17 protein-coding genes are annotated in these 21,648 nt (G+C 53.8%); 4 read left to right on the top strand and 13 right to left on the bottom strand.

The window, feature by feature from the left end:
• Positions 1-115 precede the first annotated feature (115 nt).
• On the top strand, positions 116-1,255 hold the full coding sequence (locus SH139x_RS01380) for a hypothetical protein (protein WP_488353502.1): 1,140 nt from the start codon (positions 116-118) through the stop codon (positions 1,253-1,255).
• Positions 1,256-1,418: 163 nt separating this feature from the next.
• Here the strand turns inward: SH139x_RS01380 and SH139x_RS01375 are convergent, their stop codons facing one another.
• The 4 genes from SH139x_RS01375 to SH139x_RS01360 form a co-directional block, all read right to left on the bottom strand.
• Positions 1,419-3,044 (bottom strand): DUF1559 family PulG-like putative transporter, encoded by a 1,626-nt coding sequence (locus SH139x_RS01375; RefSeq protein WP_488353501.1) that lies wholly within the window; start codon positions 3,042-3,044, stop codon positions 1,419-1,421.
• 77 nt (positions 3,045-3,121) lie between these two features.
• Entirely contained in the window at positions 3,122-4,687 is a 1,566-nt protein-coding gene (locus SH139x_RS01370; protein ID WP_488353500.1) for a hypothetical protein, read from the bottom strand.
• Positions 4,688-4,743: 56 nt separating this feature from the next.
• Positions 4,744-5,436 carry a hypothetical protein gene (locus SH139x_RS01365; protein WP_488353499.1) on the bottom strand — a complete coding sequence of 231 codons (693 nt, stop codon included), beginning with the start codon at positions 5,434-5,436 and terminating at the stop codon, positions 4,744-4,746.
• A 9-nt stretch (positions 5,437-5,445) separates the two neighbouring features.
• The gene (locus SH139x_RS01360) at positions 5,446-6,045 is read right to left on the bottom strand and encodes an RNA polymerase sigma factor (protein WP_488353498.1); all 600 of its coding nucleotides are present in this window, start codon (positions 6,043-6,045) and stop codon (positions 5,446-5,448) included.
• Positions 6,046-6,294: 249 nt separating this feature from the next.
• On the opposite strand from SH139x_RS01360, the gene SH139x_RS01355 reads away from it, so the two are divergent.
• Entirely contained in the window at positions 6,295-7,008 is a 714-nt protein-coding gene (locus SH139x_RS01355) for a dioxygenase family protein (protein WP_488353497.1), read from the top strand.
• 14 nt (positions 7,009-7,022) lie between these two features.
• Here SH139x_RS01355 and SH139x_RS01350 read toward each other — a convergent pair whose 3' ends face one another.
• The 7 genes from SH139x_RS01350 to SH139x_RS01320 all read right to left on the bottom strand — a co-directional run bounded on the left by SH139x_RS01350 (position 7,023) and on the right by SH139x_RS01320 (position 14,405).
• Complete coding sequence (locus SH139x_RS01350) at positions 7,023-7,979, bottom strand: PP2C family protein-serine/threonine phosphatase (RefSeq protein ID WP_488353496.1); 957 nt, start codon at positions 7,977-7,979, stop codon at positions 7,023-7,025.
• 29 nt (positions 7,980-8,008) lie between these two features.
• Positions 8,009-8,593 (bottom strand): DMT family transporter, encoded by a 585-nt coding sequence (locus SH139x_RS01345; protein WP_488353495.1) that lies wholly within the window; start codon positions 8,591-8,593, stop codon positions 8,009-8,011.
• Positions 8,594-8,638: 45 nt separating this feature from the next.
• Entirely contained in the window at positions 8,639-9,070 is a 432-nt protein-coding gene (panD, locus tag SH139x_RS01340; protein WP_488353494.1) for an aspartate 1-decarboxylase, read from the bottom strand.
• The gene (locus SH139x_RS01335; RefSeq protein WP_488353493.1) at positions 9,060-9,449 is read right to left on the bottom strand and encodes a response regulator; all 390 of its coding nucleotides are present in this window, start codon (positions 9,447-9,449) and stop codon (positions 9,060-9,062) included. The genes panD and SH139x_RS01335 overlap by 11 nt, the downstream gene beginning before the upstream one ends.
• 26 nt (positions 9,450-9,475) lie before the next feature.
• Positions 9,476-11,656, bottom strand: a complete 2,181-nt coding sequence (locus SH139x_RS01330; RefSeq protein WP_488353492.1) for an outer membrane protein assembly factor BamB family protein — start codon at positions 11,654-11,656, stop codon at positions 9,476-9,478.
• A gap of 62 nt (positions 11,657-11,718) precedes the next feature.
• Positions 11,719-13,971, bottom strand: a complete 2,253-nt coding sequence (locus tag SH139x_RS01325) for a PQQ-binding-like beta-propeller repeat protein (protein ID WP_488353491.1) — start codon at positions 13,969-13,971, stop codon at positions 11,719-11,721.
• A gap of 56 nt (positions 13,972-14,027) precedes the next feature.
• Entirely contained in the window at positions 14,028-14,405 is a 378-nt protein-coding gene (locus SH139x_RS01320; protein ID WP_488353490.1) for a cupin domain-containing protein, read from the bottom strand.
• A gap of 1,190 nt (positions 14,406-15,595) precedes the next feature.
• On the opposite strand from SH139x_RS01320, the gene SH139x_RS01315 reads away from it, so the two are divergent.
• Positions 15,596-15,850, top strand: coding sequence for a hypothetical protein (locus SH139x_RS01315; protein ID WP_488353489.1), 255 nt, complete (start codon positions 15,596-15,598; stop codon positions 15,848-15,850).
• A 92-nt stretch (positions 15,851-15,942) separates the two neighbouring features.
• Here the strand turns inward: SH139x_RS01315 and SH139x_RS01310 are convergent, their stop codons facing one another.
• Positions 15,943-16,449 (bottom strand): hypothetical protein, encoded by a 507-nt coding sequence (locus SH139x_RS01310; protein WP_488353488.1) that lies wholly within the window; start codon positions 16,447-16,449, stop codon positions 15,943-15,945.
• A 120-nt stretch (positions 16,450-16,569) separates the two neighbouring features.
• On the opposite strand from SH139x_RS01310, the gene SH139x_RS01305 reads away from it, so the two are divergent.
• Positions 16,570-18,330: a serine hydrolase gene (locus tag SH139x_RS01305; RefSeq protein ID WP_488353487.1), complete on the top strand. Its 1,761-nt coding sequence runs from the start codon at positions 16,570-16,572 to the stop codon at positions 18,328-18,330.
• Between the two features lie 20 nt (positions 18,331-18,350).
• On the opposite strand, the gene SH139x_RS01300 is transcribed toward SH139x_RS01305, so the two are convergent.
• Positions 18,351-21,611: a dockerin type I domain-containing protein gene (locus SH139x_RS01300; protein ID WP_488353486.1), complete on the bottom strand. Its 3,261-nt coding sequence runs from the start codon at positions 21,609-21,611 to the stop codon at positions 18,351-18,353.
• Between the last annotated feature and the right edge of the window lie 37 nt (positions 21,612-21,648).

The raw sequence follows: 21,648 nt of genomic DNA, 5'->3' as shown, positions 1-21,648 counted from the left end.
ACAATCGGCAACTACAAACACGCCTTTTTTTCGGTTACTCCCAAGCGAAGATCAACAAGAGACAGGTAACGCGGTTCCGGTCCTGCTCAGGATCACTTATGAGCGAAACTCATTCATGACGTCTACTTACCCGCGACTCCACGAATACGCTGAGCTGGAAATTTCCGACCCCAAACTGAATGAGCTGTGGTATGATGGCCTCGCCAGAGAAATCATCCGCGCAGGCTCGATGAGCTTTGCGGATTGGGAGTATCCACTGTACAGCGAACGACCCTACGGTGTGCTACTTCCGGACATGCAATCACAACGTCAACTGGTTGGACACGGAATGACCGCCTGGATCAAACAACGGATGGCCACCAACGAAATAGAGCAAGCCTTACAGGGCATCCGAGCGCAGATCGCATGCGGCAAACACGGCGCGGCAACACCGGTTCTTGTCTGCCAGTTGATTGGAATGAGCTTGGCAAACTCAGGTTTTGACAGTCTCGAACTGGCCATGCAACGCGATGACTCCCCAAACCTCTATTGGTCGTTGGCCGTGCTGCCCCCTACCCTGCAGGACCTAGGCGAAACAGTGCGTTGGGAACTATGGGCAGCACCAACGCGCGTCGATGAACCCTTGCCAGCTATCGGCAGCGACGCTTGGCTGGATATCGCCAATGAGTTTAGTGAAATCGCCAATGAATGGATGGGCCAACAATATACTAAGCAGGAAGCCGAAACGCTGAAGAATAAACTTGAGCAGCTAGCGAAAACGGATCTACTAGAGAAACTGAACTTTACCGAAGAAGACATCGCCAGCATGTCAACCGAAGAGCGCATCATGCGTTGGCTCTATTTAGAATACTGCAGCTTTCGGGCACACGTGGAGCCCCTGGCGCATCAAAAGCCCAAGGAGGTCATCGCGGCAAAACTCAAAGTGGAAGCGAGAAACGCAAATTTGCTGGAAAAGACAGGGGCCAAACAAAGTCCGCTGCCAATCATATTGCCTCAGGGCATCTTGGCTTGTCGAAACTTCGAGCGACGCGTCAAGTTCCTGCAGACCATCGAAGCCTTGCGAGATTACACCAACAAACATGACGGAAATTTCCCGGCGAGCTTGGAGTCGCTGGAATTAACGGCCCCCAACGACCCCTTCACCGAACAGCCATTCGAATATGAATTGACCGAGTCCGGCGCAAACCTACGGCAAGCCATGATCGAGGGCTGGATGGGACCAACATATGACTATGAACTGACCGTAGCCAAGTAAATAGTCATTCTGTCCACCTATCCGTCCTCGCCGATTCGAGTTTCAAGACAGCTAAGCACCTCGGCATAACTCTTTCGGCTATATCAGCCGTTGAGCGCTGGCTCACCGTTCCGCGGAACCGAACGCTAACGCTTTCCGGCTAATTTCGTTTTGCTTGGTGACTTTATGGGAGATGCTTCGGACTAACCATTTCTTTCCCATCAATCGTAAATAGTCCATTCCACACAGCGGCCGGTTCGTCATCACGAACGCCGCTGACGCTAGCATCCATCCACCCCACAGTCACGCGACCACCAACGCTCCGCAGCTTGGCCGCCGGCTCGGCGGGCGAATAACGATACTCCTCGTTCGATGTCCATGGAATCGCATGCTCTACCCCCAACTCCACGATAGCGATTGTATTGCTAATGCCATCAATAACATGCTCAAAGCCAATCGTCCGATCCCGCCCAAAGATCGTCCTCTCACCCACTGGCGAGACATAGGTAGTATGATTTGCTTTGACTACTTCGCTCGACCCAAACGGCATTACCGGTTGATAGATTTCAGGCATTTGATCGAGCAATTGAATGTTGTGCGGACTGTCCCAGGGCTCATCCAATTTGAAGTTCTTCCAAAGCTCTTCGTATCCAATAAATGGCAAAATGTGGACGCGCCAACTCAAACCACTGGGCTTGTCGCCTGGTTGCAACCCATGGTATCCAGGTAGCCTACCGAAGGCGCTCTCATGGTTAAGCATGGCTAATAATAATTGCCTGAGCTTGCTATATGTTGTTGACTGAGCGAGTGGTTTGGCGGTTGCCACTGCGGCCGTCATGATAGTCTGCAGCAGCGATTCGGTTTGCTGAGGGTTCTCTAACGAAAAGGTAATTTGGTCACCCACAACAACTGGTTCAAGTAATCCTACGACGACGGCCCAATCTTTATGGCCAGCTAGATCCAGCTGAGAATCAAAAATAGAGGTCAATACGACGGGAACATACTCACGCATTTCCTCAGCCGTCTGCGACGAATCCGTCTGCAGCACAACCTTAGCGGTTTGGTTTCGGGGATTGACACCGATCGACAACCAGTGGAATCCGGTGACGAGTGGTGCGGTTGAACCACCACCAAAGGCGGCTGGCAGACTTGGCTGCAGCTCCGCAAAGGTCTTGCGGAAATATGCAGGCGGAACGAGTACGATTTGCAAGGGGAAATCCGCGGATGTCTCCCATGCGGCCTGCCACAGATCAAAATCGACCGGGAATAATTTGGGATCAATCGCATCGGTTGCTAACGTATCTACTGTATCCGCTAACGGTACCGTGATCCATTTACCAGACGTGATCGCGGAGCCAATTTCCAATGGCCATACCATCTCCGCCACTGATACCAACTGAGCCTGGGGTATTTGGTTGGAGCTAAGCAAGCGCGCTTTGACCGCTGGGCCGAGAGGCATGTCGACTGCGAAAAAAGCGGTTTCTCCACGCATCTGCTGGCGAAATTTCTCCAGCTCGGGCTGAATGCGTTGCAAAAACGACTTAATGACAGCATTTACAGGCTGGTCGATGCTGCCCTGCAGCGAATCCGGTATCACGGCTGCAGCCGAATCCACTTTCATCATCACCACTGTCGTGCCATTCAAACTTTGCTGAAATATCTCCTCAGCCTTCGACGAACTGGCTGCGAAGAAGCTTATCAGCAAGCAGATCGCCAGCTGCAAGCTGCCAAAACACCTACCGCGAACCAACCCACTACCATGCATTAGAAGACTCACATTATTCAATACCGATGGATTGTTGGACATCATGAGAAACTCCTGGCGGACAAAGTCCCAACTAAAAACAGCTTAGCGATATGAAGACATGATTTCGTGAAGACGGCTCGTTAATTGACCCGCAGCTCAAATTGATACTGAAAACCAGGATGGGGACTACCAGTTAAAGTGGCACCTTGGTCGTGCCGTTGGTATGAAAATGGCTTTCCCGTTCCAGGATCAAGCGGTGCAGGCAACTCAAGTTGATCCAACGTTTTAGGAAGTGCATTGTCGTTCATTGCCAAATGATGCCGAATGGCTTCGACCGTCTGCAGCAGGGCAAGCGCCTGTTGGGAACGAGTCTGTGCCGACATGGCAGCTTGAACCGCTGGTAAGAAAAAATCGCTATATTGAACAAGAAAGCCGAATTCCCGCGTATCTTTTTTTAGGTCTTCATTGGCTCGCTGACCGAACTCGGCACGTTTCCATGCCGGCAAGGCCGTCAATTTAAACAACTCATCACGTTGCCGTTCATAAAACTCTTTCACAGCTAAGAAAAATACTTGAGTGTTCGGCAAACTATCCAAATCCGCAATTTCAATTTCTTCAATTTCATGCAGGTAACGCTTCGCGCCAGGATATCCAGCGGCGATTATTAATGTCCATTCCGCTTCCGTTCGCTCAGACCCGATTCCCGTACTCGTTTGATATTCATTCATAAAATCAAAGGAGTCATCGACAAAGCGACTCCAATAGAGAGCAGAACGAGGAGTCAGGTCGACGTCGCGAAGAGGCTTGAACTGTTCGAATAGCAACTCTCGCTCATAAGACATCGCCAAACTCAAGTCCACCAGTGGACTGGGGAGCGTAGCGATAGCCCAGTAAAGATTGGGAGCTTCAGGATGTTCACAGAGGTAAAATGCATCCGCCCAGCCGATGTTAGCGCAAGCAAGCCCAACCAGTGCGGAAACAACGAACGGATCATCCGATAAGTGGGCAGCCATTGCTAGTTGCTGCCCAAAGATTGCGACGGCATCATGGGGACGATCTTCGGCCATTGCCAACAGGAATCGCAAAGACTGCAGGCGAGCCAATCCTCGCATCGATTGCACCTCCGGGAGCAAGAAACCGACAGGATCTTCAACTTCGCGAATATCACGATTGAAGTCGCACTGACGATATTGTGCGGCAAGAGCCAGGTAGTGCGGCTGAAAAGACGTGTGCGCTAAATACTGTTGCACCTCCTCAATCGGCAAATCTTGCGGGCGAGTTTCTCTCCAGACGTGCGGTGGCAGCTCCATCACTGATACCCCTTCCGCTCGGGCACGCTCGGAGTTTTCCAGCTCAAATTCCAGCTTTCGTTTCAAACTGAATGATTGCTCCAAAAATCCCATCGCTTGCAGGTAATGGACTGCGGCGTTACCCTCCTTCCGCTGAAAGCGATTAGGAATCAACTGTGTTGACAAGGCGGGCTGAGCTTCAGATTTGGGAGCCAGTTGAATGACGCGGCGACTCAGCGTGAGCCCATCGACACGCCAAGACTCCCAGGCACCTTCTTGCGAAAGTCGCTCACCCTGGGGAGGCTGGAAGGTGGGCAATGCATCCTCTCCCAGTGCTCGGTTTTCATCACCGAGATGGATTGCCAGGCCGAGTAGTGCGGCGACTATAAATAATGAAACCCGATAACATGTACACATTATATTTGACTCCAGGTGCCATTGGTGTGAGATTCGTTTACTAGCTCGTGACATGATCATTGAGTCCTGACTCCATAGACATCAAGCAACTCCCGGCGAAGTTGGTGTTGATTGGTAGGGGTGGGGACTGGCAATTCGTCGCTGGGCATCGCTCGCTCGATGGTGCCAGATGGTGGCGCGGCACTGCGGTTAGTTCCCCACGGGTCGCCATTTCGATTGCGATTGGTGACTCCGCGATGATTCCCCGTAGATGGAAAAGCGAAAAAATCAAAGGCCTGGCCATTCCGCGTTTCGATCATTAGCGCGAGCGGCGAGAGCACCGCGTCTTGATCAAGCAAAATTGTCTGCAGGGGTGTGCGAAGTGGACCACGAATGGGTTGAGCATTGAATGAGCCCCGGGTGAACTCCTCAGCAAGCTCCGGTGTGGGCTGAACAGCAGCGACTGTCGGTGCACTTTCGTTTCCAGCCAGGTCGATCTTTGACGAAGAAACTCTTCGGCTCTCAAGACTATCTTGCGTGATTGCCAAGGTTAGGATGGCCCCAACCGCCGCTCCGAGCGACCAATGCATTAACAAGCGCGTCGCCGGCCAGGCTGCTGGTCGAACGGGAAGGCAGGCAACGACAGACGAACCGGAATTCACTACCGGTGCCGCACCTGTCAATTTGAAATTCGCATCTCGGGGAGTGAGCTGACGCAAGCGGCCCTCGAGGGCACTCAAATGGTCTTCAGGTTTTTCTGATGGGTTCACGAGGAGCCTCTAGCGATGCGTTGGATTATTGGGATTGGAGCGTTGAATGGAATTGTTTGTTGGTTGCGTCTGCCGAGCGTCTCTCGACAATAGCGATTCCAGCTGTTTCAGCGCGGCCGAGTAACGTCGATGCGCCGAGCTAAGCGAACAATCAAGGACTTCGGCCAGTTGCTCGAAGCTCAACTCGCCCCAAACGCGAGCGACGACCACTTCGCGCTGATCACTGCTTAACTGTTGCAAGGCGGTGGTAACATCCTCTGGCAACCAATCCGATGATAAGCTGGAATCTCGAAACCAGTGGTCCGCTTGTTCCCCGGCACGCCGCTGGTGTTCACGACGCCGATGTTCCGATCGAGCGATGTTTTGGGCTTTGCGACGCGTGGTTGTGTAGAGCCAGGCGTGCGGTGATTTGGGAACTGAAGAGCAATTCGCGAGATCAATAAAAGCTTCTTGCACCGCATCATCCGGATAGTCACACCAACCCCGCGCGTACAGCACCAACGGCCCGCTGAGCAGCTCGAATAGTTCTTGCAGGAGTTTGGGGTGCATGCTGAAAAGCTCTGGCAAACACAAATTCGGCTGGCGGCGAGGCTCGATGTCAGAAGCCATCGGTGGGCGTGTGTGGTGCAGCGAGGTTTTCCGATTGGTTATCGTAAAGTCACCGAAGCTGGCCTCATTTTCCGCAATTTCCAAAAAAACCGAGAAACTTTTCGCCAACCTGCCGAGTTTGAACGGATTAGATATAATGCATTTGCTGGAAACACGCGCCGCTAGGAAAATGGCGGACCAGTCAGCCAACGGCGAAGTCAGGTGACTGAGATCGCGAAGCAGCCATTAATCAACCCCATGGAAAGACAAATGTTTAGATCAAACTTGGCCGTCGGTCGACGAGAAATGATTCGAGGCGGAATGGCGTTGGGAGCTACCGCCTTCGTGACTCCTGGATTGTTCGCGGAGTGGATCCAAACTGCCAGCCAGACCGAAGGGCCATTTTATCCCAACAAATTGCCGCTCGACACGGATAATGACCTGCTCGTGATCAACGACTCGATCACACCGGCGGTCGGCGAGATTACTCATCTGAGTGGACGCGTTTTGGACTTAAAAGGCAACCCGATTCGCAACGCGTTCATTGAGATTTGGCAAGTCGACAACAGTGCCGTCTACATTCACACCGGCGACAACACGAATCGTGCGAATCAAGACAAGAACTTCCAGGGATATGGACGTTTCCTTACCGATTCAAAGGGGCAGTATTATTTCCGCACGATCAAGCCGGTGCCCTACCCTGGTCGCACGCCACACATTCACGTCGGGATCAGCATGCATGGCAAGCGTGTGTTGACCACGCAGTTATATGTGAAAGGCCATCCCGAAAATTCTCGCGATGGAGTTTTGCGACGACTTGACCAACAAGCTCGCGACACAGTGTTATGCGATTTCAGCCCGCTCGAAAATTCCAAGATCGGCGAACTGGCCACCACCTTTGACATCATCCTAGGCATCACGGCTGAGGAAAACGCGGAAGGCAAGATGCACGGGATCGGCAAGCCAAAACGACTTGGTGGCTAGAATCGGCTGATCTCTCAACCGGGCAGCGTGTCGTGCTCTTTGGATAGCAGATCGTCATCATCGTTTAGATTTTGGACATGCAGCAGTTGCCGCATTGGCACCTCGGCTTCCACCATGGTTTGGTCTGCTCTGTCGTTCTCCAAGCCAAACAAACCAACGACGGCGGTAATATTGTCATTACCGCCCCGTTCATTGGCCTCACAGATTAAGTTACGACAAATCGCTTGGGCATTGCTACCGGAACTGATTCGCTCGCTTAATTCTTCGTCGGAAAAGTACCGATAGAGACCATCCGAGCAGAGCAAAATCGAATCACCGGGAATGAGATCAACGCGTCGCACCTCGGCCGTCAGCTCACCGTTACCGCCCCCCAAGACGTTCCAGAGCACGTTGCTCCAGCGACTGGTGGATTCTTCTTCGGCGGTCATCCCGCCGGCGTCGACCAGCTGGCGAGCCAGCGTGTGGTCAATTGTCAGTCGCTCGGCGACCCCGCGGCGAAACAAATAGCAGCGGGAATCTCCCGCGTGAACCACGTACATTCGAGGCCAAATCACGTAGGCCATGGTCAATGTGGTTCCCATCCCTTTTTGTTCGTGATGCAACAAGCCCTCATCGATAATACGCCTGTGGGCCGACTGTAATAATTTTTGCAGGTCGCCCAGGAAATCATCTTCCGGGTCGCGATCTAAATTAAAGAACCAGTGCATACTGTTGAGCAAGCGATCGACCAAGTAATCGATTGCCAACGTGCTGGCACGTTCACCCGCGGCATGTCCCCCCATACCGTCGGCAACCATCATCAGACGCCCCATCGATCCGCCGTAGAGCCTCGGATGATCCGCCAGTGGCAAGCTGGTCGATTCGACGAGCATTGATTTTTTAAGATTGGCGATCAGAAAATGATCTTGGTTCTTCGACCGCGAGCGACCCACATCGGTAATCCCGGCACAATCGAATTTTGCTCGCATCATCGTTGATGATCCCCGTGAACAGCCGCAGGTTAGGACTCCTCAGCCAAGTGCTCTGCCAACTGTTGGACCGCGTCTTGAGCCTCGGAGCTGGTCGCTGGCTGCCCGTCATCACCAGCACTCACACCCAACTGTTTTACCACAGCCGGCTCCCGCGAGTAGGTAATACAGACGATTCCCAAGACTAAAAGGGAGGCACCAATCAGCCGCAGCGGGCTGGGAGCTTGCTTGGGATTTCCCAACCAGCCAAAGTGATCCAAAATCAGCGCGGCCACGATCTGCCCGGTAATCACCACCGCGAACCAGACCAGGGAGCCAATCTTAGGGACGAAAAACAAAGAGCTGGTGACCATCACCGTGCCAATGGCACCACCGATCCAGGCCCACCAAGGAAGACTCGACACGGGGACAGTAAACTTGGGAGGAAAATGCCCCATCGCCAAGGTCACCAACACTAGCAGTGCGGTGCCCGAAGCAAACGAAATCGTGGAAGCTTGTAACGGATGAGCCACATGCCGACCGAGAAATCCATTCGCACTCGGCTGAGCCCCCAGCAGCGCACCTGTGAGCAAGCCAATCGCCACGGCAACAATAAAAAACCAACCATGATTGGCCACAGCGATCCCCGCTTATGTTGAGAACATTAATCGACTGTTGAACGATCAGAGCTGGGAAACTTGAGCCACTGCGTCCGACTGATCCGCTTGCTGCGAGCGCCGCTCGGGGCCCGCAACTTCGCTCCCCGTTCTCACCAGTTGATTCTGGGCGTCCACGAAGAGCACCCGCGGCTGATGTTGAGCCACTTCATCCGCTGGGAAAAAACCATAGGCGGCAACGATGACGCGGTCACCAGGGTAGATCAAGTGGGCTGCAGCCCCATTAGCACAGATATCGGCAGAGCCACTACGACCAGCGATGGCGTAGGTCTCAAGTCGGCTACCGCGAGTCACATTCCAAACATGTAACGACTCGTACGGCACGATCCCGCTTGCCTCCAGCAATTCTGGAGGCAAGGTGAGGCTACCCTCATATTCCAAGTCGGCCCCCGTAACGGTGGCTCCATGGATCTTTGCCAACAACAATTTACGAAACATTATCAGTCACACTCAGGAAAGGAGTCAGCAAGTCACGCGTGGCGGGGTCAGCCAGTGATAACTTGCCAAAACCACGAACCGCCCCAGCCCGCATCGCTTCCTGTTGATGTTCCTCGTAATTCGTGATCAACATCAGCGGAATTTCAGCAGTGGCTGGATTGGCTCTCAGTTGACGAATGACCTCCATCCCGTCGCTGTAATCGCAATCAAGCTTGCGATTAACGCATATCAGATCCACCGACTGGCGAGCGGCGCAAGCCAAGGTATCGTCGGCACCATCGGTTTGCACCACAATGGCGTCGAAATGGCCTTCGATCAGCCGCTTGATGGCGACATGATCTGGGCCACAATTACCACAATCTATAACCGTCTTTGGCATCAAACTCTTTCCTGATAGCAACTCGCTCACTCTTGAGCGATAGCAAACAACTTGTCCTTGGTGCTGATATATAGTGTGCCATTTGCGGCAACCGGGGTACTGTATACGCTGGACCCCATGTTGATCTCCTCAAGTGGCTCGTTATTCTCAGCACCCAATTCAAACACCGAGACATCTCCGTCTTCATCGCCCACGTAGACTTTGCCGTCGGCAATCAAAGCGCTCCCCCAGGATTGTGCCAGCATGTCATAGGTGAAGTGCACAATCGGCTTGCCATCGGGGGACCCCTTCGCATCTAGGCAGTGCACCAAGCCGGAGAAGTCGGCAAGATACAGCAAACCGTCTTGGATCGTACAGGTGCCGCAACTGCGGTGCATCTCTTCTTCGAAGTCAATTTCGCCGTCGCCATTTTGATCCAAAATCGAATAATGCCAGACAACAGCCGAATTTGGGTTATCAATGGCCGCATCACCCTGCTCCGGTTCCACCGCCTGAATTCGTTTGTGCTCGATCGGTTGACGATCTCCGCTGACAAGCTTGACAGCCAATTGCGGGCTAACATCACCACGCTTAGTCGGATCGATGCACCACAAGTGACCGATACCTTCTCCGTGCTCAGGGTCCTGGCCCACCGCGATGTAAACCAAGTCATCGTAAATCGTGGGAGTAGCGATCAAATTATTTCGCGTTCCCGCTCCACCCAGAATCCACTTCGATTCTTTTGGATTACAGTCAAACTTCCACAACAGTTCTGGCTTGCCATCGGTTCCACGATCGGCGCGGAAGCTATACAACCAGCCGTCACCACCAGCAAAGAGAGCTTGCGGTACGCCACCCAATTCAGCGACAGCCGGGCTGGACCACTGACCATGCAGGATATTGGTACCGGGTGCGGCGTTGGTCCACAGCACCTCGCCGGTATTTTTGTCCATGCAGATAAAACTGGGGGCGTCTGGTGCGGGCAGGTTGATGTGAGTTTCGTCAAGTCCGTTGCTGGTATTGACGAACAACAGATCTCCGTAGCTGGTAACCGAGCAGGAAGCCATGTTGTGTTGGCTGACACCCAACGAATCCATCATGTTGAACACCCACAGGGTGTCGGCTTCTTGCTTGTCGGCTGGCGTAATGATTTTAAAGAAACTGATCCGCGGACCGGCGACCATCACATTCATCTTTCGCTCGACGCCGTCAACCATGGCGGTCACGGACCACTTTTTGCCAGCCGTGACTGCATTCACTTTGACGCCGCCCTCGATGACAAAGCCACGTTCGGCCAGCTGCTGCTTGACGCCTTCGGTCAACTCACCTTCGTCCAAGCCCGCGAGCGCCGCCTGATAGGCTTTCATCTCCGCTTCAAAGGCAGCCAACGTATCTTCATCATCAGTGTTTGGCTTGCTGGGCACCGCAATGTCCAACACGCGCCCCACTTCATTCTTAACCTCGCCATCGTCAACGCCGTCGTAATAACCTTTGGTATCAAGGCAACGGACTTCGCCGCGGCTGGTGACAAACCACAAACGTTCGCCTTCGATCAACGGAGCACAACAAATACCTTGCAGCGGCCAGTCGTGAACGCGACCGGTGATTAATTTTTCACTGCTGTGCTGCCACAACAGTTCGCCAGTCTCTTCATCGAAACAGAGCAAGCACCCCAAGTCCGTTTGGTTGGGATAGCGGGCCAGGTGACCTGCGCCGTTATTCGTGCCGACGTAAACGCGGCCGTCAGCGATTACCGGATTACCGTATGTCTGGCTACCCAAGTCGGCGATCCATTTAATGTTCTCAGCTTTCGAGCTGTCCCACTCGCCGGTGCGACGGTCGAATTTGCCAACATTCCAAGACTCAGGCAAATCTTTCACGTTGGGCGTATTATTTCGCAGCGAAGTGCCGCCCCATTGAGGCCAGTCACCACCAGCGTTGATCACACCTTCAACTTCATCGCGATGTCGCACATCGGTGGTGACAAATTGACTCTGCCCGGCAGTTAACCCAGCATTATCACCCTCTTCCGGAGCCGGTTCTTCAGCGACTGGCTCGTCCGGAGCCGGTTCTTCCGTCTCAGTAGAACCCGATTCCAGCAGCGCTGGATCGAGCTCTTGCAAATCGCTGGTCTCATTACTTTCACAGCCGCCGATAGCGGTTGCCGAAACACTGCCCAACAGGACTGCGACCGACAGCATCAGCCAAACAGATAATTCTTTCTTCATTGTGAAGCCTATAGGAAACTTGCTTAGGTATTTGATTGGTTCAACAGGTCGAGATGCGATATCTAGGAGTTGGGAACCACTTCGATATTGTCGAGGTAGAGCTCAGCGACTTTAGCGTTACCGAACAATCCAGGGCTGCCCGAAGTTTGTGGCGACTGGTCGCGAGCGGTGACGGTCCAATCCTTGGGCTCCGCTTGATCTTTCGGCCAAACTTTTGCCTTGAGAACGGCGACCTTCCCAGTGGGAGCTGAGGCATCATCCTCAACAGATGCTTGAAACTTCATGCGGTACCAGACATCGGCTTGCCAAGGAAAGTCAATCGTTTGCGCCATGCGGCGTTGCGGGGTCCAAGTGCGGATTTGCAATTGTTGGCTGTTACCCATTAGGTCGAGAGTATAGCCTTGCGCGATGAGACCGATATCTGGCAGCTGGTCGGCCATCCGGGAACCCTTGACGTCAGCCGAGATCGTGTAGTTAGCCAGATTGCTGGGCCCCATCCATGCTTGGCTCCGTGCGCCCTTGGGAATCGTGGTGATTTTGACCATGGCTGGTGAACCATCAATGGTTCGCATCACGTGCCGATAGCGTGCGCCAACCCATGTCACTGGGGCATCCTTCAGTTCATCAAAAGAGAACTTCCAAGGCAACGGCGGTACCACTCGGGCCCGCATCTCGCCGCTCGCTCCGGCCATCTTTGCTGTGACCACCGCAGCCACGTGCTCGGTGGTTTGCGGCGCGACAAACTTGCCATTTTCAACGACCCCAGCACCCTCAACTTTGAACTCGACGTCGCTGGCGGGCAGCTCAGCGAGCAGTTGCCCGAGGGCGTTATAACTTTTCACCGAGAGCTCGATTGACTCGCCAGGCGCGAGCAGAGCTTCGGCGGGAACAATCTGCAACCAGGCTGGTTTTTGATTTTCAACGATGGGCAATTCATCCTCGAGTGACGCGACCGCTTTAGCTGGTTGCCCTTGACCAGTACCGACGCAATACAAGCCGTTGGTGCCGAAGAAAAAGAGTCGACCTTCAGCGACCACCGGCGAAGCGATGAAAGCCTGATCTCGCATCCGCCCTTTGTCCAAAAACTCAACGCCATCCTCGGTGGGCTGCATGATTGCCCAACGACCGTTTTCGGTGAGGCAATACAATTTGCCGTCGGCATACAACAAGCTGGCCCACTGCTTGCGGTCCCCGATGGTTACTCGTTCGGCAATCATCTCGCCGGTGTCGGCGTTGATCACCCAGAGCTTACAGCGATCATCGACCACATAGAGTCGACCATCGACCAACACGGGACTGCTGCGTCCCACCACCAACTCTTCGATTTTCCAAAGTTCCTTGACCTTGGTTTGCTCGCCGACTCCGGAGACTTCCAAAGCGACAACTGCTCCCATCGTAGAGCCGTTGATGTTCTCTTCGCTGTGGCTGGCAAACACCCGATTCCCAACAACTAAAGGCGTGGCAAACAATCCGCGACGGGACAGTTGGTAATTCCAGAGCGTGCGACCGGTCCTGGGCTGCTTACCCCAGATCCCCCCGTCGCCATATCCCATAATCAGCTGCCGCTGCCCTTCGATCGTTGTCAAACTCGGGCTTGAATAGGTGGTATCGGCGGGTAAATCGACGGAGCCTTCAAACCAGACCAGTTCTCCGCTTTCCTTGTTAAAGGCCAGCAAACGATGGTTCGGCTTGGCCCGCTCACCCCAGTTAATGATAATCCCGCTGATAATCACCAAGTCTTCGTGGACAATGGGAAAGTTTGTGCGACCACCGTAGGTGCTGAGCAGACCAAATTGTTCGTGCAGCGGGTGGGACCAGACGGTTTCCCCTGTTTCGCCGTTGATGCAAAGGAAATACCCACAAACACCCAAGGCGTAGACGTTGCCCGTTTCGGGATCCGCCACGACGCTGGACCAACCAACTCGGGTATCGGGAACATCCGAGAGCCAAACGTTGAAGCGATTCTGCCAAAGAGTTTCGCCAGTCATGGCGTTGAGGCAAACCACTTGCTCCGCCTCCAGCGGTGTCCCTGGGTCGGCCCGCATGATGGTGTATACTCGTCCGTTCATCACCACCGGTGTGCTGCGGCTGGACAGATCTTCCCGCTTCCACAATACGTTGCTGTTGGGGCCACCCTCGGGGTCCCAGCTGTCGGGCAAGCCGCTGGCCGACGAATGGCCGTCAAATCCAGCCCCCCGCCAGTAAGTCCAGGTGTTGTCGGTGCCGGGCGATTGGGCCGCCGCCGGAAGACCGCTGCTGACCATCAGACAAATGACTGACAACCAGAAGAAAGACGCCAAATTTCGAAGGCTCATGGTGAAGCTGACTCGATGGGAAAGTGAAAAAAGTTGCATAGTGGTCGGCATTTCGCTTAATCGAAATGCTCGTCAGACGGATCAAAATTGGGTGTACAAAAAATTGCCACTCGCATTTTTCCGATCGCTCGATGGCGTACTCCCGGCGGAATTACAATTGCCGTCAGGGGCTCTACGGAGACTCGCTGCCCGTCGAGTTCCATCGCCGCATTGGCCGCACATTCGAGAATCAGGTAGGTCTCCGTCAAACTTCGGTGGTAATGGGTCTTCGCCGTGGTGGCGATCTCCGTAACATGCAGGGTGCCGGGAAATTGGTCGCAATCGGCAAGGCCGCGTCGCGCTGTGCCACAGGGACAAACGACCTGAGGAAGGCTCATCATGTCGACGATGGTGGCGACGGGTGCCTGGGCGGCAGCACGAGTGCTGCTGTGCATTATTAAAGACTGCGGGTGGGAGGTTGATAACTGCGGTCACGGGCTGGCGATATTCTCCGGCGCCGAGCCATCCGGCCGATATGGGCGAAACAAATCGAGGGGTCACCGGTCGGTTTCACTCGCGTTGGGATCACCGCTCAAAGTGTAAAAATACCGGCGTTATCACCAACACAACGGTTTACCGGGTGGCAGTGCATACTCATTTTATACAGTCCGCACCGATTTTTCCATCTTAAGCGACGCTATTGTCAACTTTGCCGGCTCGCAAAACCATAGCTTACGCTCTGTCAACCCGCACAGTTTAACAACCGGCGGAATTTAGGCGAGCAGGTTAATCACTGAGCCCATGTCGGCCGATATCTTTGTTGTCGCGGTAAGCCCCGTGGCAAAAGATTGCGGTTCGGGCCATCGGATGGAACGAACAAACGCAGCGTTGGACACCAGACAGAATGGATTGGTTCACCGGCCCCCGCGGGCCCGTAGAGCTTATCGGAGATGGCGAGCAGAACGAAGTCGATCGGGATGAGTTGTTGGCCAGGCTAACAACCCACCCCAACAGTGCTAGCCGGCCCAGTGGGGCTCGATCGGCGGCGGCTTCGTCCACCGATCGCGTCCGCGGCCATCCGGGATCCGGCCAGTCTTGGTGTCACAATAGCCGACCCAGTTGATAGCGTAGGAGACGTGGCTCCATGAAACGTACAATTCTTGTTGGTGTCATGGTTCTCGGAACTAGTTTCTGTTCCCAGAGCTTTGGCTTCGATTTACTTGACCGTATGCTCGGTCTTAAGGGCAGCGGATGCGACAGCACCTGTTGCGATACCGTTGTTTGCGATGTGGCTCCTTGTAGCGTTGGCTGCGAGCCCACTTGTGGACTGGAAGCAACCTGTGCGGCACCTTGCGGACCTGTCTGCGAGCCTGCCTGCGGTTGCGAAGCACCTTGTGCAACAGCTTGCGAGCCCACCTGTGGTTTGGAAGTTCCTTGCGGTTCTGTGTGTGAACCAGCTTGCGGTTGCGAAATCGCTAGCTGTGCTCCTCCCCGAAAAGGTTTGTTAGACAAGTTGTTCGGTGGCAAATCATGCTGCGACAGCGGCTGTGATGTACCTTGTGCCACAAGCTGCGAACCAGCTTGCGGTTGCGAAGTCAGCACCTGCTGCGACGTGCCCAGCTGCTCGCCCAAAAAGGGCGGTCTGTTGGCCAAATTGTTCGGCGGACTCGGCTGCAAGAGCGGCTGTGACACCGCTTGCTGCGATACGATCAGCAGCTGCGGTAGCGGATGCAACAGCTGTGGCGGTGCCCCCGTCATGACGCCTGCTCCCACCGTCGCTCCCATCATCGACGAAGCTCCAGAAGTTCAGTCGATGCCACCGGCTCCAGAAGCCGACCACAACGCTTACTTGAACAGCAAGCGTCGCGTCATTCAGGCCAGCAATCGCTACTCCCGCTGATAAAGCGTGGCGGTAGAGATCGCTGTAACCCTCAGGCGTGATCGTAAAGCGGCTCGGCCGGGACTTGTTCCCGCCGAGCCGCTTTTTTTCGTTCAATCATGCAACCCCAAGTCGGTCGCCAGTTCTAATAACTCTTCAACCTCCGCCCGCTTAACCTCTCGCGCCAAAGCAAATCCATTCGTGGTCAAACTGAAGTCACGGTGCAAGTGATGCACGATGAAGCCGGTTCGACAAAGCTGACAAAAGCCCTCAAAAAAACGCATTGTCACCTCCGGATGCTCACGATCGCGAAAAGCAATCGTCCGCTGAGTATCCTCCTCGACGTACACCGCTAACATCCGAGCCGGTGCCTCAAAGGCAGTACTAACCCCCCGCACTTCAATCACTCCCCGATTGCGGGCGGCGTATAGAATCGTCTTAGCCTCCGCGGATAACTGTGCTAACTCGATCGTCTCCGGCGGCAGAGCCAAACAACGTGCACAGACACCCGCCAATGCCGCCAAAGTTGGCCCGCCCTCGCCCAAAGCTTCCCAGCTGCTAGCCATCTGCCCATGAAACTCTTGAGCTCGCCCCTCCGCGCGCTCGGAAAAATCAAACATGACGACCAATCCCGGTGAGAGTTGTTATGCTGGAGCCAACGCAAAAAAATAACGTTCCCCTAGGCCCCACAGCCTAACAGATCAATAGCTATCCTCAGGTTTAACAGGGTAATTTTAACCATGGCTCGCATCCTACCAAGTTTCATCCACCACGCCCTCCACCATGTTCGCCCGCTACCGCTGTTCGGCTTGCCGCTCAGTTTGCTGTTCGGTTTGCTGGTCCTACCCGCGACCGACTGCCGAGCTGACGACCCGCCGGCACCGGCCGACGCGGTTCCGCCGCAGGAGCGCATCGAAAAGCTGCTAAATACGCTCATTATCGAAGACGCTCCGGGGATCGCCGTTCGGGTCCAACGGGGCGACCAAGTATTGCTCGACCAAGCCTACGGACTCGCCGATTTGGCTCATCACAACCCGGTAACTCCCGAAACCAAATTCCGCATCGGCTCAGTCACAAAACACATCACTGCCGCCGCTATCTTAAAGCTTGCTGAACAAGATCAACTACAACTTGACGACACTCTCGACAAGTATCTTCCCGATTTCCCACGAGGCGAGGAAGTCACCATCACGCAACTCCTGAATCACACCTCCGGTATCGCCTCGTACACCTCACAACCCGAGTTTATGGATACCGTCCTGCTGGCAACCGACGAGCAGGAAATGATAAAGTCAATCGCTTCCAAACCTTATGATTTTGATCCCGGTACCAAATGGTCATATAATAATTCAGGCTATTTCATCCTCGGACATCTGATTGGCAAGCTCTCGGGAAAAAGCTATGCGGAATACCTGCAAGCTGAATTTTTCACCCCGCTGGAAATGCACGATACCGGCGTCCACACCCCACAACCGATCTTGCGGCACGAAGCAACAGGTTACTCGCTGACCAGCAGCGGCTTTGAAAAAGCACTTAACTGGGACATGTCTCGCGCCGGAGGAGCTGGTGCGATATACTCAACAACCGGCGACTTGGCTCGTTGGACGCAGGCCTACTTTTCCGGTCAAGTTATCTCACCCGAGTCCATAAAGTTGGCAACCGCGCCGCTGACTATCGAAACAACTGAAGAACCAATAGAAACACAGTATGGTTTAGGCTGGTTTGTCGACCAAAACCGAGGTCTGGATAGAATTAGCCATGGCGGCGGGTTGCAAGGTTTCTCTAGCCATCTAGCCTACTACCCCGGCGAAAAAATTATCATCGTCGTCCTACATAACGCCTTACCGGCCGTTCCCGCCGTCAGCCCCTCACAAATCTCTGATCGCATCGCCGAGGCCTTTTTAAGCAATAAGATGACCGACCCGGCCGATCGCCAAGTCGACACCTCCGTCACCGCGGAGGCGATGCAAAAACTGACTGGCAAGTATGACTACCAAACCGCCGTGATGGAGATCACTTTCGATGATGGTCAACTCTACGCCCAACTGACCGGCCAACCCAAATATCAGATCTATCCCGCCAGCCCCACCACCTACTTTTGGAAAGTAGTCGACGCGGAGGTTGAGTTTAAATTCGATGAAGATGGCCAAGTCATCGCGGCCAAACATCGGCAAGGACTGAGCAATTTTACCGCACCCAAAATCCCCGAGCGCCGCGAAGTTGAACTCGCCAAAGAGGTTCTTCAGCGGCATGTCGGGATCTATCGTGTGACCGCGCTTGGAAAGATTGAGGTCACGCTAAACGGTTCCCAACTAATGGCCAAAGTGGAAGGTCAATTTCCAATCGCCATTTTTCCCACCAGCGAAAACGAATTTTTCTATAAAATCGTCCCCGCAACAATTCAGTTCAGTGATCTACAGAATGATCAATCACAGGCTATCAAGCTTGAACAAGCAGGACAGACTTTCCAAGGAACACGCACCCCAGGGGAAGATCCCTAAGGAACATGAGGTCCCTTAGCCTAAAACTCCAATTGGCCACCAAAGCGACTGCGAAATTGCAAGAAGTCGATAAAGTTGATAACGCCATCACCATTCTCATCCAGTGCGGCCTGGTATTCAGGTTCACTGGAGTCACTGCCGAAGGCGTTACGAAATGCTAAGAAGTCGATAAAGTTGACAAGCCGATCGCCATTGCTATCGCCAAATAATCGAAAGAACTTATCTGTAGCATCGTTGCCAAAATAATGATCGCCACCCGCCACTCCGTCAGAGTCGCCATCCAACATCCCACCACGCAATGAACGGATGTGATCTTGTTTTAATTGCAACTGATAATTGCCGTCGACTAAAGACCCATGTCGCGTCTGCGATCCAGTAAAGGTGATTTTGGCAACGGTTCTCCCATTAACCACGCTGGTGTCAATCATCAAATCCACACTTCCTCCAACCCCATCGCGTCGGGTGACCTCGATGGCTCCCTCCATCAACTCTACCTCTTCACTAAATGTAATCTCCAATTGCTCAACCATACTCCGCTGGCTTTGACCCTGATTGATTTCAACCTGCTCCACCAAAACTAATGGCGCGGCAATGGTAAAATCTTCTCGGCTGGTGACTTCTCCGGGAGAAAGCTCCACAACTCTCGGATTGCCAGCCACACCCGTTACCGAATAATTTTGCGGCGGAGTGACATGCAATTGATACTCGCCCGGCGTCACGCCGCGAATAGCGAACTGCCCAGCCTGGTCAGACACAGCCGTTGCTCGCGTAACATATCGCAAATTGTCGAGACGAACACTTGACTGATAACCCCCGACAACTGCATAAGCGATATCTTGTTGCGCGCGGCTTAAAGATAAAGTCTGAAAATTTCCCGAGGTAAGCGCGTCAGATGTAGTTTCGGCGAGTAATTCTCCCGCAGAATTATAAATCAACAACCTACCTCGCCGAGTCGAACCGTTCGACCCGGCGACGATGTCAATTTCAACTTCAGACGCCAGCGTTGGAAAATCCACTCGTAGAGCGCCGGCGTCAAGTCGCCAAAACGACTGCCAAGTGGTCTCCGTGCGATGCGAGAAAACGTGACCGCCCGTGGAAGCAGTATCCCGTTCACCAGCCCTCACCGCGGTCCCGACGACGGTCGTCCCAACAGCCGACAGGACTGCAGCATCGGATACCGAATTGAGAATCGTACCGGCCACGTAGTCATCAGGCTCATGGTTACCGCCCCGCAGGGCAATTTCACCCGCTGCGGTTCGCAAAGTCACCGGGACACCCGCGAGGCCATTTTCGTGACCGCCTACTTGCCCATCGTAATCAGCGTCAAGAATCGCTGAGCCGTAGATCATTGCTTTGTCGGCAGAAGTTTGAAGATCCAACTTTGGCACGGCTGCAATCACCGGGACAATGCTCTCCCCAGCATTCAGCTCCCAGTCCTGACTCGTGGTTTGTATTGCCAAGGCAATCTGACTATCAGCTTGAGCTTGGCTGGTCGCTTCAAATCGTACCCGCGCTAGCAAGGCGTGTTCTCCGACGCCAGCTCCAGGATTCTTGGCGGTTACCGCCAAGCTACGAATACGCCCCGCTGACTGATCAATCACCGTGCTGCCTTGATCAGTAAAAGCTTGACCTACCTCCACCTCAACAACGCCAGCTCGTCGTTGATCAAAGTAAATTTCTAACGATGCTTCCTCGATTCCATTTCCAACGGCAGATTGCGAATTTGCCCAAACCTCCAACCAAAACTCTTTTCCCGGTTCCACCAAATCAATATGCTGTGGCAATTGCTGGGACTGCTGCTCACTACTGGCCGTCAACACTACGGCTGGGGAGACAACTACCTCCCGGGCAATTTGACTGACATCCCGGAAGAGAAAGTCGTACCAATTCTGGCGAACAGATTGTCCGTAGTTGTGACCGTAGCCTTCTCCAACCATAAAGCGATGCAATCGTTCGCTGGAGTCAATCTGCAGATCATTCGCTAATGCGACATAGTCTTCAAAGACATTTAAAGCACGCTGCAAACGCCCCTCCCCTTGCGATTGTGCTGGGCCTGAAAGGTCAAGATTGCAACTGCTTTGAATCGGCGGCTGACACTCTGGCGGAACAAAACTATCATCCTGTCCAACCCAAAACATCGTGGGGGTCCGGAGCACCGCGGGCAAATCAAAGTCAACATCCACCGGACGTGGCTCGGCAGGATTGTCCGCTAGCCCATAAGGATAAGGCTTGACAAAATCAGGAACCGCATGAGACGAGGGTGCGCCAACTACCACTGCCGCCACGCGGTCGGGATGGGCCGTAGCAAAACGTTGCGAGAACTGTCCACCACCTGAATAGCCGAAAAGCTTAATTTGATCCGTTTGCCCCATTCCTTGGTCTTCCAGATCAGCCAGAATATCTATCAACACCTGATCGGCCGTCCTGCCGCTGTCATACTCCCAGTTTAGATGATTATAACTGTGGTAACGCCCACCGACTCGAAACCAAGGAGCCACAATGATCAGATCTTCGACTGAATTGTCTGGATCGGCCGCGATTCGCAACCAACGGTGCGTGTAACTTTCAATAGCCCCTCCCCGACCATGCACGCCGACCAACACCGGCGTGTCGGGTCCCACATCGCCAATCAAAGCCACCCGATACATAAAGTCAGTCCGTGACTCCCCAGCCAAACCAAAGCGGTGAAAAACACCCCTATCTAGATCCGTCGTAAATGATGTCTCAGTATCCGTTACCGAAACCCGATCGATTACCCAGCCTCGATGCGGAAACTGGCGATCTCCCAGCTGGGAAAACTTAATTTGGACGTTGCCATTGAGTGAAATTCCAGCAGGATCACTGCCACCGTTCAAGCGATCAACATTCGCTTGCAGATCATATTCATGGAATTGCCATAATCCATCTCCGCCTCGATTAATGTCCCCGCCCTCAAGGTCCAGCAGTCGATACCAATGCACCCCGTCAGCGCTGATTGAGAGCCCATCACCATAGGCTTCCACGGGCCGCGAATTAGGGTCGCTGATCAGATGGAAATCAGCCAAGGGCTCGTTGATATCACCCCAGTTAGTGCCAAACAGACCTTCCAGCTGATGAAAACTAAGCAACGGCGATTCCGCTTGGCTCAGGTCTAAATGCAAGATAATTTCGTTCAATGCTTCGGCGTTGGGGGCTTCCTCGCTAGCTTGAAATACCAGCCCCTGCCCACCTGAATCCAAGGCATGATCGGAAGTGAGGGCCACCATGCCTTGACCGGCAAACTGTGGAATCTCCCAGTTCACCGAAAGGCCTGCATCAAAATGATCGAGAAACGAAAAC

The sequence above is a fragment of the Kothea flammea genome, from assembly GCF_052161645.1.
In the GTDB taxonomy this organism is placed as follows: Bacteria; Planctomycetota; Planctomycetia; order Pirellulales; family Pirellulaceae; genus Laterigemmans.
The sequence above is the reverse complement of the archived record's forward strand: the minus strand, read 5'-3'. Positions and strand labels throughout refer to the sequence as shown.

Bases quoted from the DNA above. Each gene is read 5' to 3' on its own strand.
- SH139x_RS01325 (WP_488353491.1), bottom strand. From the start codon at position 13,971: ATGAGCCTTCGAAATTTGGCGTCTTTCTTCTGGTTGTCAGTCATTTGT.
- SH139x_RS01330 (WP_488353492.1), bottom strand. From the start codon at position 11,656: ATGAAGAAAGAATTATCTGTTTGGCTGATGCTGTCGGTCGCAGTCCTG.
- SH139x_RS01335 (WP_488353493.1), bottom strand. From the start codon at position 9,449: ATGCCAAAGACGGTTATAGATTGTGGTAATTGTGGCCCAGATCATGTC.
- SH139x_RS01355 (WP_488353497.1), top strand. From the start codon at position 6,295: ATGTTTAGATCAAACTTGGCCGTCGGTCGACGAGAAATGATTCGAGGC.
- SH139x_RS01370 (WP_488353500.1), bottom strand. From the start codon at position 4,687: ATGTGTACATGTTATCGGGTTTCATTATTTATAGTCGCCGCACTACTC.
- SH139x_RS01375 (WP_488353501.1), bottom strand. From the start codon at position 3,044: ATGATGTCCAACAATCCATCGGTATTGAATAATGTGAGTCTTCTAATG.
- SH139x_RS01310 (WP_488353488.1), bottom strand. From the start codon at position 16,449: ATGTTTGATTTTTCCGAGCGCGCGGAGGGGCGAGCTCAAGAGTTTCAT.
- SH139x_RS01305 (WP_488353487.1), top strand. From the start codon at position 16,570: ATGGCTCGCATCCTACCAAGTTTCATCCACCACGCCCTCCACCATGTT.
- panD (WP_488353494.1), bottom strand. From the start codon at position 9,070: ATGTTTCGTAAATTGTTGTTGGCAAAGATCCATGGAGCCACCGTTACG.
- SH139x_RS01380 (WP_488353502.1), top strand. From the start codon at position 116: ATGACGTCTACTTACCCGCGACTCCACGAATACGCTGAGCTGGAAATT.
- SH139x_RS01360 (WP_488353498.1), bottom strand. From the start codon at position 6,045: ATGGCTTCTGACATCGAGCCTCGCCGCCAGCCGAATTTGTGTTTGCCA.
- SH139x_RS01320 (WP_488353490.1), bottom strand. From the start codon at position 14,405: ATGCACAGCAGCACTCGTGCTGCCGCCCAGGCACCCGTCGCCACCATC.
- SH139x_RS01350 (WP_488353496.1), bottom strand. From the start codon at position 7,979: ATGATGCGAGCAAAATTCGATTGTGCCGGGATTACCGATGTGGGTCGC.